Genomic DNA, 13127 nt, shown 5'->3' with positions numbered 1-13127 from the left:
CGTTACCCGAACGTTCGACTAGGCTGTTTAGACTCGTATGCAGCGCAAGCACCAGACTTGCATGCATAACAACAAGAAAGGTACTTCAAATGAATGCGATTTCTCGCCTCGCCACTGTCATTTCCCTTGCCTCTCTGTTTCCCCTGAGTGCCCTCGCCGCCGATTCCAAAGGTTCCGTGGAAGTCGTCCACTGGTGGACTTCGGGTGGTGAAAAAGCTGCTGTCGATGTGCTCAAGGCCCAAGTGGAAAAAGACGGTTTCACCTGGAAGGACGGCGCCGTGGCCGGTGGTGGCGGTTCCACTGCGATGACCGTGCTCAAAAGCCGCGCCGTGGCCGGCAACCCGCCGGGCGTAGCCCAGATCAAGGGCCCGGATATCCAGGAATGGGGCAGCACCGGCCTGCTCAGCACCGACACCCTCAAGGACGTGGCCAAGGCGGAAAACTGGGACGGCCTGCTCTCGTCCAAGGTGGCCAATACCGTCAAGTACGAAGGTGATTACGTAGCAGTGCCGGTGAACATCCACCGGGTCAACTGGCTGTGGATCAACCCTGAAGTGTTCAAGAAGGCCGGGATCGACAAGGCACCGACCACCCTCGAAGAGTTCTATGCCGCCGGCGACAAGCTCAAGGCCGCGGGCTTTATCGCCCTGGCCCACGGTGGCCAGCCGTGGCAGGACAGCACCGTGTTTGAAGACGTGGTGCTCTCGGTCATGGGCCCTGAAGGCTACAAGAAAGCCCTGGTGGACCTGGACCAGAAAACCCTCTCCGGTGCAGAAATGACCAAGGCCTTCACCGAGCTGAAGAAAATCACCGGCTACATGGACCCCAACCGTGCCGGGCGTGACTGGAACATTGCGGCTGCCGACGTGATCGGCGGCAAGGCCGGCATGCAGATGATGGGCGACTGGGCCAAGAGCGAATGGACGGCGGCGAAGAAAGTTGCCGGCAAGGACTACCAGTGCGTGCCGTTCCCGGGCACTGATAAGGCCTTCACCTACAACATCGACTCCCTGGCGGTGTTCAAGCTCAAGGCCGATCGCAAAGGTGATATCGCCGCTCAGCAGGACCTGGCCAAGGTCGCCCTGGGCAAGGACTTCCAGAAGGTCTTCAGCATCAACAAGGGCTCGATCCCGGTGCGCACCGACATGCTCAACGACATGAGCGCCGAGGGCTTCGACTCCTGCGCCCAGGCAGCGGCCAAGGACTTCCTGGCCGACGAGAAGACCGGCGGCCTGCAGCCGAGCATGGCGCACAACATGGCCACTTCCCTGGCGGTGCAGGGTGCGATCTTCGATGTGGTCACCAACTTCATGAACGACAAGGATGCGGACCCGGCCAAGGCCAGTGCGCAACTGGCCTCGGCGGTCAAAGCCGCGCAGTAATCCTTGACCCCGCCGCCGGTATGCCGGCGGCTGACCTGTGACTGTGTTGCCGCCCTGCAGGGCTTACGCCCATGCAGCGGCGGCGTGCATCCCGGATTCACTTCAATAACTGGGTTTTTGCGATGAGCTCTGTGGCGGTTTTCAGCAAGGCCTCACCCCTGGACGCACTGCAGCGCTGGCTACCCAAGCTGGTGCTGGCGCCGAGCATGGTGATCGTGCTCGTGGGGTTTTATGGCTACATCATCTGGACGTTCATTCTGTCCTTTACCAATTCCAGCTTCATGCCGAGCTACAAGTGGGTCGGCCTGCAGCAATACCTGCGCTTGATGGACAACGACCGCTGGTGGGTGGCGAGCAAGAACCTCGCGCTCTTCGGCGGCATGTTCATTGCCATCAGCCTGGTGCTGGGGGTGTTCCTGGCGGTGCTGCTGGACCAGCGCATCCGCAAGGAAGGCTTCATCCGCACCGTGTACCTGTACCCCATGGCACTGTCGATGATCGTCACCGGTACTGCCTGGAAGTGGCTGCTCAACCCTGGCCTGGGCCTGGACAAGATGCTCCGCGACTGGGGCTGGGAAGGCTTTCGCCTGGACTGGCTGGTGGATCAGGACCGGGTGGTCTACTGCCTGGTGATCGCCGCCGTATGGCAGGCCTCGGGCTTTGTCATGGCGATGTTCCTCGCCGGTCTGCGCGGTGTTGACCAGTCGATCATCCGCGCCGCCCAGGTGGACGGCGCGAGCCTGCCGACCATCTACCTGCGGATCGTGCTGCCGAGCCTGCGACCGGTGTTCTTCAGTGCCTTCATGATCCTCGCCCACATCGCCATCAAGAGCTTCGACCTGGTGGCGGCGATGACCGCGGGCGGCCCGGGCTACTCCTCCGACCTGCCGGCGATGTTCATGTACTCCTTCACCTTCAGCCGGGGCCAGATGGGCATCGGCTCGGCCAGCGCCATGCTGATGCTCGGTGCCGTGCTGACCATCCTGGTGCCGTACCTGTACTCCGAACTGCGAGGCAAGCGCCATGACTAACTCCCTCGCCAAGCCGACCCTGAACTTCAGTCGGATCGCCATCTACGCCACCTTGCTGCTGGCGGCGGCGGTGTATCTGATTCCCTTGGTGGTGATGCTGCTGACCAGCTTCAAGACCCCGGAAGACATCCGCACCGGCAACCTGCTGAGCTGGCCCCAGGTGGTGGACGGCATCGGCTGGATCAAGGCCTGGGACGCTGTGGGCGGCTACTTCTGGAACTCGGTGAAGATCACCGTGCCGGCGGTACTGATCTCCACCTTCATCGGTGCAATGAACGGCTACGTGCTGTCGATGTGGCGCTTTCGCGGCTCCCAGCTGTTCTTCGGCCTGCTGCTGTTCGGCTGCTTCCTGCCATTCCAGACCGTGCTGCTGCCGGCCTCGTTCACCCTCGGCAAGTTCGGCCTGGCCAACACCACCACCGGCCTGGTGCTGGTGCACGTGGTCTACGGCCTGGCCTTCACCACGCTGTTTTTCCGCAACTACTACGTGAGCATCCCCGATGCCCTGGTCAAGGCCGCGCGTTTGGATGGCGCCGGGTTCTTCACCATCTTCGGCAAGATCCTGCTGCCGATGTCGGTGCCGATCATCATGGTCTGCCTGATCTGGCAGTTCACCCAGATCTGGAACGATTTCCTGTTCGGCGTGGTGTTTGCCAGCGGCGATGCGCAACCGATCACCGTGGCCCTGAACAACCTGGTCAACACCAGCACCGGGGCCAAGGAATACAACGTTGATATGGCGGCGGCGATGATCGCCGGGCTGCCGACACTGCTGGTCTACATCTTCGCCGGCAAGTATTTCCTGCGCGGGCTGACGTCCGGCGCAGTCAAGGGGTAAAGCATGGCCACTCTCGAGTTACGCAACGTCAACAAGACCTACGGTGCCGGCCTGCCGGACACCCTGAAGAACATCGAACTGAAGATCGACGACGGTGAGTTCCTGATCCTCGTCGGCCCGTCCGGCTGCGGCAAATCCACCCTGATGAACTGCATCGCCGGGCTGGAGAACATCAGCGGCGGGGCGATCCTGGTGGACGACGCCGACATCAGCGGCATGAGCCCCAAGGACCGAGACATCGCCATGGTGTTCCAGTCCTACGCGCTGTACCCGACCATGAGCGTGCGCGACAACATCGCCTTCGGCCTGAAGATCCGCAAGATGCCCAGCGCCGAGATCGACGCGGAAGTGGCACGGGTGGCCAAGCTGCTGCAGATCGAGCACCTGCTGACCCGCAAGCCGGGCCAGCTCTCCGGTGGCCAGCAGCAGCGGGTGGCCATGGGCCGGGCGCTGGCGCGGCGGCCGAAGATCTACCTGTTCGACGAACCGCTGTCCAACCTCGACGCCAAGCTGCGGGTCGAGATGCGCACCGAAATGAAACTGATGCACCAGCGCCTCAAGACCACCACGGTCTACGTCACCCACGACCAGATCGAAGCCATGACCCTGGGCGACAAGGTCGCGGTGATGAAGGACGGGATCATCCAGCAGTTCGGCACCCCGAAGCAGATCTACAACGACCCGGCCAACCTGTTCGTGGCGAGTTTTATCGGATCGCCGCCGATGAACTTCATCCCCCTGCGCCTGCAACGCAAGGACGGCCGCCTGCTGGCGCTACTGGACAGTGGCCAGGCCCGTTGCGAGCTGCCTCTGGGCATGCAGGACGCGGGGCTCGAAGACCGTGAGGTGATCCTCGGCATTCGTCCGGAGCAGATTGCCCTGGCCGCCACCGAAGCCAATGGCTTGCCGACCTTGCGCGCTGAGGTCCAGGTGGTCGAGCCCACCGGTCCCGACACCCTGGTGTTCGTCACCCTCAATGGCACCAAGGTCTGCTGCCGCCTGGCTCCGGATCAGGCGCCCGAGGCAGGAGAAACCCTGACCTTGCAGTTCGATCCGGCCCGAGTGCTGCTGTTCGATGCCCAGAGCGGCGAGCGCCTGGGAGCGGCCGGCGCGCCTGTGTCCGAGCCCCGTAGCGGCAACGTGGCGCAGTTCAAGGGGCGATGAATCCGTGGCGGATGGCCTGTCATCCGTCGCACCCGCTGTAAACCGCGTTGGATAAATCGTTAATAACAATAAAGACGAGGATGTAGGGATGAAAAAGCAACACAGCAATACCCGGCTGCTTTGCCAGTTGTCAGCGGCTGCGGCATTGGTCCTGTCCGCCAATGCCATGGCGGACGAGGCGTTCAGCGCCGACTCCAAGTGGATGACCGGCGACTGGGGTGGTGAGCGTACCAAGCTGATCGAGCAGGGGATCGACATCAAGGCCGACTACGTCGGTGAAATGGGCGCCAACCTGCATGGCGGCTACAACGACGACAAGACCGGGCGCTACAGCGATCAGTTCGGTCTCGGCGTGGCCTTGGATCTGCAGAAGCTGCTGGGCTGGGACAATACCCAGGCCAAGATTCAGCTGACCAACCGTAACGGCCAGAACATTTCCAACGATCGCATCGGCGACCCGCGTGCCGGCACCCTGAGTTCTTCCCAGGAGGTGTACGGTCGTGGCCATATGGTGCGTCTGACCCAGCTGTGGATTCAGCACCAGTTCCTCGACGGCAAGCTGGACGTCAAGGCCGGTTACTTCGGCGAAGGCGAAGACTTCAACACCTTCCCCTGCGAGTTCCAGAACCTGGCTTTCTGCGGCTCCCAGGTGGGCAACTGGGCCACCGGTATCTGGTACAACTGGCCGGTCAGCCAGGCGGCGCTGCGGGTCAAATACCACATCACCCCCGAGCTGTATGCGCAGATCGGCGCTTACAACCAGAACCCGTCACAGCTGGAGCACGGCAACGGCTTCAAGCTCAGCGGCAGCGGCACCAAGGGCACGGTATTGCCGGTGGAACTGGTCTGGTCGCCCAAGCTCAATAGCCTGCCGGGCGAGTACCGCGTGGGTTACTACAAGAGCACGGCCGACGCCAATGATGTGCGCAAGGACGCCAACGGCCAGGACGCCGCGGACACGGGCGACGCCTATCGCGTGCACAACAGCAAGCACGGCTACTGGTTCGTTGCTCAACAGCAACTCACCACCCACAACGGTGACGCTTCCCGTGGCTTGAACATCGCCGCCAACGCCACCTTCCATGACAAGGACACCAACGTCGTCGACAACTACCAGTCGCTGATGTTCGTGTACAAGGGGCCGTTCGATGCGCGTCCGAAAGATGACGTGGGCATCGGTTTTGCGCGGATCCACGTCAACGACGATGTGCGCAAGAACGCCCAACTGATCAACGAGGACAACGGCATCAGCAACTACGACAACCCGCTGTACATGCCGCTGCGCGACACGGAATACAACTACGAGATCAACTACGGTTTCCACGTCACCAACTGGCTGACCGTACGCCCCAACCTGCAATACATCACCCATCCGGGCGGTGTGGATGAAGTGGATAACGCGTTGGTGGCCGGTCTGAAAATTCAGTCGGTATTCTAGAGCTGTTGCGATAAGCTCCTCCTCCATGTGCGCATTTTGCGGATGGCCCAGGCCGTCCGCTTTTTTTTGTGGGGATTGCAAGTCCCCCTGATGAGTATCGAGACAGCAGTGAATTTCAGGACCGCGGCCCATGCATGAGCATCCGCTACAACGCTTTTTCAAATCCCTGCGCGAACGCCCGGTGTTCGCCTGGGAGCGCTATCAGATGCGCGATGTGCTGGTGATCGATCACCCGCTGTGCCAGGCGGTGTTCAGTCGCCAGGGCGCTCAACTGCTGCACTTTCAGCCGGCCGGGCAGAAGCCCTGGCTGTGGTGTGCCTCGAAGTGGCCGCAAGTGGGGGCGATCCGCGGTGGTGTGCCGGTGTGCTGGCCCTGGTACGGTCGCCATCCCAGTGAAAATGCCTGGCCGTCCCACGGTTGGGCGCGGCTGCTGGACTGGAAACTGCTGGACAGCAGCAGCGACGAGGACGGCGTGCGCCTGCACTGGCAATTGCAGTTGTGCGACTGGAAGGTCGACTTGCATGCGCACCTGGGGCAAAGCATGGATCTGCGCCTGAGCACCGAGCACCAGGACAGTGAACCTTGTCAGTTGAGCCAGGCTTTGCATGCCTACTGGCGTATTGGTGACGTCGGTGAGGTAGCGCTGTCCGGGCTTGATGGCGCCCAGGGTTACGACCAGTTGAACCGCCAGGTCTGTCAGCAGCAGGGCGAGTTGCGGGTCGAGGGCGGGTGCCAGCGGGTGTTCCAGCACGAAGGCGAATTGCAGCTCAAGGACCACGCCTGGCAGCGCGAGCTGTGTATCGATACCGGTGACGATGCCGACACCGTGGTCTGGCACCCCGGCACCCGGCCCTTGCTGGGGGTGAGCTGGAATGAGGTGTCGCGGTTTGTCTGCGTCGAAGCGGCTGCCGGCGGCACCGACAGCCTGTGCCTGGCGCCCGGGGAGCAGGCGCACCTGAGCTTGCAGGCGCGGGCAGCGGGGTAGGAGTCGGCAGGCCGGCGAACCGGCCAGCCTCAGTTGAACTCGTCGCCCACCGGATAGCGGCTGGCGTTGAGGCTTTCCTTGATCTTGCGCAGGTGCGGCTGGAAGTCCACGCCACGGCGCAGGGTCATGCCGGTGGCCAGCACGTCGAGCACGGTGAGCTGGATGATCCGCGAGGTCATCGGCATGTAGATGTCGGTGTCTTCGGGCAGAGGGATGTTCAGGCTCAAGGTACTGGCCTTGGCCAGCGGCGAGTTCTCTGCGGTCAGTCCCAGCACCGAAGCGCCGTTTTCCCGGGCAATGCGCGCCACTTCCACCAGTTCGCGGGTCCGGCCGGTGTAGGAAATGATCACGAACAATTCGCCGGTGTGGGCCACCGAGGCGATCATGCGCTGCATCAGTACATCGGCATGGGCCGTCACTGCCAGGTTGAAGCGGAAAAACTTGTGCAGCGCATCCATGGCCACTGGGGCCGAGGCACCGAGGCCGAAGAAGTGGATCTGCCGAGCCTGAATCAACAGGTCAACGGCCTTGCTGATCAGGTTCGGGTCCAGGGCCTGGCAGGCACTGTCCAGGGAGGCGATGGCACTGCCGAAGATCTTTTGTGTGTAGGCCTCGGGGTTGTCGTCGGCCTCTACGGCGCGGCTGACGTAGGCGGCGCCGCTGGCCAGGCTCTGGGCCAGTTGCAGCTTGAGTTCCGGGTAGCCGCTGACACCGAACGAGCGGCAGAAGCGATTGACCGTCGGTTCGCTGACCGAAGCGGCCTGGGCCAGCGCAGCGATGCTGAAGCGAGTCGCCTGCTGTGGGTTGAGCAGGATGACTTCGGCGACTTTACGTTCCGCCTTGTTCAGTTCTTCAAGGCGGTTCTGGATCTGCTCCAGAAGATTTCGCACTCGGTCCATTCAGGTTTCCTAGATCGGCTAGACAGGCGCAGCAGCAGAGCCGCTAGAGCGCCCGCAATGCGAAGTTGAGAGGTGGCCTATCCTACTGATGGCCTGGATCGACCACCACCTGGAATCTGTATTTTGTAAAAATGTTGTGTTTATTACTACATTTTTCCTTGAGTGATGCCTTGAAAAAAGGTATTTGTAGCTTAACTTGATAAAAGAACAAACATCATGCCTTCGATAACGGTTGAACCCTGCACCTTTGCCTTGTTCGGCGCGCTGGGCGATCTGGCGCTGCGTAAGCTGTTTCCTGCCTTGTACCAACTCGATGCCGCCGGTCTGTTGCATGAAGACACGCGGATTCTGGCCCTGGCTCGTGAGCCGGGCAGCGAGCAAGAGCACCTGGCGAATATCGAAACCGAGCTGCGCAAGTACGTCGGCGACAAGGACATCGACAGTGAAGTCCTGCAGACTTTTCTCGCTCGCCTGAGCTACCTGCATGTGGACTTCCTCAAGGCCGAGGACTATGTGGCCCTGGCTGAGCGCGCCGGCGGCGAACAACGCTTGATCGCCTACTTCGCCACACCGGCGGCGGTGTATGGCGCGATTTGCGAGAACCTGTCCCGGGTCGGACTCAACCAGCACACTCGCGTGGTCCTGGAAAAACCCATTGGTTCGGACCTGGAATCGTCGCGCAAGGTCAACGACGCGGTGGCCCAGTTCTTCCCGGAAAATCGCATCTACCGGATCGACCATTACCTGGGCAAGGAGACGGTGCAGAACCTGATCGCCTTGCGCTTCGCCAACAGCCTGTTCGAAACCCAGTGGAACCAGAACTACATCTCCCACGTGGAAATCACCGTGGCCGAGAAGGTTGGCATCGAAGGCCGCTGGGGCTATTTCGACAAGGCCGGCCAGCTGCGGGACATGATCCAGAACCACTTGCTGCAGTTGCTGTGCCTGATCGCCATGGACCCACCGGCCGACCTGTCTGCCGACAGCATCCGTGACGAGAAGGTCAAGGTGCTCAAGGCCCTGGCGCCCATCAGCCCGGAAGGCCTGACCACCCAGGTGGTGCGTGGCCAGTACATTGCCGGTCACAGCGAGGGCCAATCGGTGCCCGGTTACCTGGAGGAAGAAAACTCCAACACCCAGAGCGACACCGAAACCTTCGTTGCCCTGCGTGCCGACATCCGCAACTGGCGTTGGGCCGGGGTGCCGTTCTACCTGCGTACCGGCAAGCGCATGCCGCAAAAACTGTCGCAGATCGTCATCCACTTCAAAGAGCCGTCGCACTATATCTTCGCCCCCGAGCAGCGCCTGCAGATCAGCAACAAGCTGATCATTCGCCTGCAACCGGATGAAGGCATCTCGTTGCGGGTGATGACCAAGGAACAAGGCCTGGACAAGGGCATGCAGCTGCGCAGCGGTCCGTTGCAGCTGAATTTTTCCGATACCTATCGCAGTGCACGGATTCCCGATGCCTACGAGCGGTTGTTGCTGGAAGTGATGCGCGGCAATCAGAACCTGTTTGTCCGCAAAGATGAAATCGAAGCCGCGTGGAAGTGGTGTGACCAGTTGATCGCCGGGTGGAAGAAATCCGGCGATGCGCCCAAGCCGTATGCGGCCGGGTCCTGGGGGCCGATGAGCTCCATTGCACTGATCACGCGGGACGGGAGGTCTTGGTATGGCGATATCTGATTTGCAACTGCCGGCGGGGGTAGCAGCCCACGAATTCCGCAGTCCTACCTTGTTGGCTGAAGGCCAGGCGCTGAGAGTGGCCGAGCTGCTGCGCGAGGCGATTGCCGCCCGCGGCAACGCGACTCTGGTGGTGTCCGGTGGCCGTAGCCCGGTGGCGTTTTTCCAGGCCCTGGTGAAGCAGGAGCTGGATTGGTCCAAGGTGCTGATCACCCTGGCGGACGAGCGTTGGGTGCCGGTGGAACATGCCGATAGCAATGCCGGTCTGCTCAAGCGCTATCTGCTCCAGGGGCCGGTGGCCAAGGCCAGCTTCCTCAGCCTCTATAGCGCGGCGGCCAACCTGGAAGAAGCGGCCCAGCAGGCCGATCGTCTGTTGTCCGAGTTGCCGGGAATTGATGTGCTGGTGCTGGGCATGGGCGATGACGGTCATACCGCCTCGCTGTTCCCCAACAGCCCGAACCTGGCCGAGGCGCTTCGGGTCGATGGCAGCCGTCGCTGCTGGCCAATGCTGGCGCCCACTGTGCCCCATCAGCGCCTGAGCATGAGCCGGGCCTTACTGGCCTCGGCCCGCCATCAGCTGTTGTCGATTTCCGGTCAGTCCAAGCTGACCACCCTGAGTGCCGCACTGGCCGGTGACGCTGTTGCCGAAATGCCGATTCGCGCCTTCCTGCAAACCCCGTTAGAGATTTACTGGTGCCCATGAGCCAAGGATCAGCCGCTATGACAAACCTACCCCCGACCGTTTCCATGGCGGACAAAGTTGCCCTGATCGACAGCCTCTGTGCCAAGGCGCGGATTCTGCCGGTGATCACCATCGCCCGTGAGCAGGATGTGCTGCCACTGGCAGACGCCCTGGCGGCAGGTGGCCTGACGGCCCTGGAAGTGACCCTGCGTTCGCAGTTCGGCCTCAAGGCCATCCAGATCCTGCGCGAGCAGCGCCCGGAACTGGTGACCGGTGCCGGCACTGTGCTTGATCCGCACATGCTCGTCGCGGCGGAAGCGGCAGGCTCGCAGTTCATCGTCACCCCGGGCATCACCCGTGACTTGTTGCAGGCCAGTGTCGCCAGTCCGATCCCGCTGTTGCCGGGGATCAGCAATGCTTCCGGGATCATGGAGGGTTATGCCCTGGGTTATCGTCGCTTCAAGCTGTTCCCGGCTGAAGTCAGCGGTGGCGTGGCGGCGATCAAGGCCCTGGGCGGTCCGTTCGGTGAGGTGAAATTCTGCCCGACTGGCGGCGTTGGCCCGGCCAATATCAAGAGCTACATGGCGTTGAAGAATGTGATGTGCGTGGGCGGTAGCTGGATGCTCGATCCCGAGTGGATCAAGAACGGCGACTGGGCGCGGATTCAAGAGTGCACGGCCGAGGCCCTGTCTCTGCTGGACTGAAATTTTTACCTGATTCGTTGGTGTGTTCTACGGCTTTACGGTGCGCTTGGTCGGTGCACCGTTTTTTTTTTGCCTGGAGAAAAAGCCTCGCCCCTCGCTTGAAGAGAGGGAGGCGTCACTGGTTGGCCAATTCGCCAAGGGCCCCGATCAAGCACTGGATGTGCTCCAGAGGCGTCACCAGCCCCGGGGTGATGCGGATGCAGGGGCCAAAACCGGCGCCGGTGCGGGTTACGGCGAACAGGTTGTAGTCGCGCAGCAGGCGCTCCACCAGGGCTTGCTGGTCGGCGTGGCGGGTAAAGCGCAGGGCGCTGATGGCGCAGCACAGGCGCGGGTCTTTCGGGGTCAGGATTTCGATCCCTGGCGTCTCGCGCACGGCTTCGGTCCAGGTCGCGCGCAGGTAGTTCAGGCGTGCCCCCTTGGCCGCCGAACCGCCCATGGCTCGATGCTCCTCGAACACCAGGGGCAAGGTCATCAGCGCCGGGATGTTCGGTGTGCTGTAGGGCGTTCGGGCCCTGATGTCGTCGACCGGGAAGTGGAACTCGCCCATGTCCGGGTCGATATCCTCCAGGCGTTCCGGGTGGATATAGATAAAGCCCAGGCTCAGCGGCGCGCCGATCCATTTGTGCAGGTTGAAACCAGCGAAGGCGATCCCCAGCTGGGGCAGGTCGAACTCGATCTGGCCCAGGGCGTGGGCGCCGTCGAGAATGATGTCGACTTGGTGTTCCCGGGCGGCGGCGGCAATGGCCTGGACTGGCATGACCAGTCCGCTGCGATGGGTGACATAGGTCAGCGGCATCAGCTTGAGTCGCGGGTAACGCTCGAACGCGCTTGTATAGGTGTCGACCAGGCTGTCAAAACTGGCAGGGTGCTGGTGCTCGATTTCTATCACCTCCACACCCCGGTGACGGGCCAGCCAGCGCATCGCGCTTTTCACCGTGTCGTACTCCAGGTTGCTGAGCAGCACCTGGTCGCCGGGTTGCAGGCGGTTGTAGTTGCGGATCAAGGATTGCAGGGCGTCGGAAGCACAGCGAGTCAGGGCCACGGCATTCTCCGGGGCCTCCAGCAGTGCTGCCAGCTGGCCACGGATCTGCAGGGCCTCGATCTGTTCGAAGCGCTGGCGCACATGCACCGAGTTACTGCGGTTCACCCACTGGATATTGTGTTGGTACTCCTCGGCCACCTTGTGCGTCATGCGCCCGAAATAGCCGTTTTCCAGATTGATCGGCCCAGGATCGATGTCGAACTGCCGGGCGATTGCACGCCAATGGTCTTCGTCATGGGCAAGGGGTGCTGCAGTCCTTGGCATGGTGGGCTCTTTTTCAGTGACGGGGCTTGGGTTTGCCGTGTTTGGCGCGCAGCGGGTCGAGCAGATCGGACAGGCCGTTGTGATCGATCTCCTGCATCAGGGCCAGCAGGCCGCCGAGCTCGCCCTTGGGAAAGCCCTCGCGGGCGAACCAATTCAGGTAGGGGCCGGGCAGGTCGGCCAGGATGCGGCCCTTGTACTTGCCGAAGGGCATTTCCCGGGTGATCAGCAGTTCAAGTGTCTCGGGGGTCATGGCGCAACTTTCGTGTGATTCGAACGCCATGGAAAATACAGGCATTCTGCATGCAGGCCAAATGACAGATCATGCAAATAACGCGGATACAGATTTTCAGTTAAAAGATAACTTATTGAAAATTAAGTAAAAAATATAAATTCAAAGTCTGGCATGGCGGGTGCAACGGTTAATTCAGCAGTTAACTCAGCAGTTGACTCAACTCTCCCAACCCGCAAGGAACCAGAAAATGACTGACTTGAATAAAGAAGCAATTTCGGTGCTCAACAGCCTGATCGAGACCAGCAAGGATGGTCAGGAAGGGTTCAAGACCTGTGCTGAAGACATCAAGCACCCAGAACTCAAGGCGCTGTTCATCAAGCGCTCCACCGATTGCGCTACCGCCGCCGCCGAACTGCAGTCCGTGGTGCGCTCCATGGGTGGCGAACCGGAAACCTCCACCAGCGTCAGTGGCGATCTGCACCGTCGTTGGGTCGACCTCAAGTCACTGGTGACCGGCAAGGATGAGGAATCGGTGCTCAACGAGGCCGAGCGTGGCGAAGACCATGCCTTGAAGTCCTACAAGGAGGCGCTGGATAAAATCAGCAAGCACAACCTGGTGGGTATTCGTGATGTGGTAGAGCGCCAGTACCACGGCGTGCAACGCAATCATGATCAGGTCAAAGCCTTGCGCAACCAGGCCCGTGCCCGTTCGTAACGGTTAAAACCTGTCAAAAACGCCAGCCAGTCTGGCGTTTTTTTATGCCTGTGATTTAGTGCTGGACG

At 61.4% G+C, this 13127-nt stretch carries 13 protein-coding genes; 10 read left to right on the top strand and 3 right to left on the bottom strand.

Annotated elements, in window-relative coordinates; all coding sequences use genetic code 11:
- Positions 1 to 89: 89 nt before the first annotated feature.
- The 6 genes from PQT43_RS07980 to PQT43_RS07955 all read left to right on the top strand — a co-directional run bounded on the left by PQT43_RS07980 (position 90) and on the right by PQT43_RS07955 (position 6838).
- The gene (locus tag PQT43_RS07980) at positions 90 to 1382 is read left to right on the top strand and encodes an ABC transporter substrate-binding protein (RefSeq protein ID WP_267268783.1); all 1293 of its coding nucleotides are present in this window, start codon (positions 90 to 92) and stop codon (positions 1380 to 1382) included.
- 122 nt (positions 1383 to 1504) lie between these two features.
- Complete coding sequence (locus tag PQT43_RS07975; RefSeq protein WP_102860601.1) at positions 1505 to 2413, top strand: carbohydrate ABC transporter permease; 909 nt, start codon at positions 1505 to 1507, stop codon at positions 2411 to 2413.
- The gene (locus PQT43_RS07970; protein ID WP_102880657.1) at positions 2406 to 3251 is read left to right on the top strand and encodes a carbohydrate ABC transporter permease; all 846 of its coding nucleotides are present in this window, start codon (positions 2406 to 2408) and stop codon (positions 3249 to 3251) included. The genes PQT43_RS07975 and PQT43_RS07970 overlap by 8 nt, the downstream gene beginning before the upstream one ends.
- Before the next feature lie 3 nt (positions 3252 to 3254).
- Positions 3255 to 4415, top strand: a complete 1161-nt coding sequence (locus PQT43_RS07965; protein WP_102880656.1) for an ABC transporter ATP-binding protein — start codon at positions 3255 to 3257, stop codon at positions 4413 to 4415.
- 88 nt (positions 4416 to 4503) lie between these two features.
- The gene (locus PQT43_RS07960; protein ID WP_110594835.1) at positions 4504 to 5853 is read left to right on the top strand and encodes a carbohydrate porin; all 1350 of its coding nucleotides are present in this window, start codon (positions 4504 to 4506) and stop codon (positions 5851 to 5853) included.
- A gap of 130 nt (positions 5854 to 5983) precedes the next feature.
- Entirely contained in the window at positions 5984 to 6838 is an 855-nt protein-coding gene (locus tag PQT43_RS07955; RefSeq protein ID WP_102880654.1) for a D-hexose-6-phosphate mutarotase, read from the top strand.
- A gap of 29 nt (positions 6839 to 6867) precedes the next feature.
- Here the strand turns inward: PQT43_RS07955 and PQT43_RS07950 are convergent, their stop codons facing one another.
- Positions 6868 to 7728, bottom strand: coding sequence for a MurR/RpiR family transcriptional regulator (locus PQT43_RS07950; RefSeq protein ID WP_170001736.1), 861 nt, complete (start codon positions 7726 to 7728; stop codon positions 6868 to 6870).
- A 225-nt stretch (positions 7729 to 7953) separates the two neighbouring features.
- Between PQT43_RS07950 and zwf the strand changes: the two genes are divergently transcribed.
- From zwf to PQT43_RS07935, 3 genes are read left to right on the top strand one after another with little or no spacing between them, the layout of a single operon-like run.
- Positions 7954 to 9423: a glucose-6-phosphate dehydrogenase gene (gene zwf, locus PQT43_RS07945; protein WP_102880653.1), complete on the top strand. Its 1470-nt coding sequence runs from the start codon at positions 7954 to 7956 to the stop codon at positions 9421 to 9423.
- Positions 9410 to 10123 carry a 6-phosphogluconolactonase gene (gene pgl / locus PQT43_RS07940; protein ID WP_267268781.1) on the top strand — a complete coding sequence of 238 codons (714 nt, stop codon included), beginning with the start codon at positions 9410 to 9412 and terminating at the stop codon, positions 10121 to 10123. Before zwf ends, pgl begins: the two co-directional genes overlap by 14 nt.
- Positions 10124 to 10140: 17 nt before the next feature.
- Entirely contained in the window at positions 10141 to 10806 is a 666-nt protein-coding gene (locus PQT43_RS07935) for a bifunctional 4-hydroxy-2-oxoglutarate aldolase/2-dehydro-3-deoxy-phosphogluconate aldolase (RefSeq protein ID WP_267268780.1), read from the top strand.
- Positions 10807 to 10921: 115 nt separating this feature from the next.
- On the opposite strand, the gene PQT43_RS07930 is transcribed toward PQT43_RS07935, so the two are convergent.
- Together PQT43_RS07930 and PQT43_RS07925 are read right to left on the bottom strand one after the other, a co-directional pair.
- On the bottom strand, positions 10922 to 12112 hold the full coding sequence (locus PQT43_RS07930) for an aminotransferase class V-fold PLP-dependent enzyme (protein WP_267268779.1): 1191 nt from the start codon (positions 12110 to 12112) through the stop codon (positions 10922 to 10924).
- A gap of 13 nt (positions 12113 to 12125) precedes the next feature.
- On the bottom strand, positions 12126 to 12362 hold the full coding sequence (locus PQT43_RS07925; RefSeq protein ID WP_025126856.1) for a DUF3820 family protein: 237 nt from the start codon (positions 12360 to 12362) through the stop codon (positions 12126 to 12128).
- A gap of 229 nt (positions 12363 to 12591) precedes the next feature.
- On the opposite strand from PQT43_RS07925, the gene PQT43_RS07920 reads away from it, so the two are divergent.
- Positions 12592 to 13059, top strand: coding sequence for a ferritin-like domain-containing protein (locus PQT43_RS07920; protein ID WP_102860610.1), 468 nt, complete (start codon positions 12592 to 12594; stop codon positions 13057 to 13059).
- The last annotated feature ends 68 nt before the right edge of the window (positions 13060 to 13127 follow it).

It is taken from the genome of Pseudomonas sp. BLCC-B112 (assembly GCF_028550695.1).
Classification (GTDB): domain Bacteria; phylum Pseudomonadota; class Gammaproteobacteria; order Pseudomonadales; family Pseudomonadaceae; genus Aquipseudomonas; species Aquipseudomonas danubii.
The sequence above is the reverse complement of the archived record's forward strand: the minus strand, read 5'-3'. Positions and strand labels throughout refer to the sequence as shown.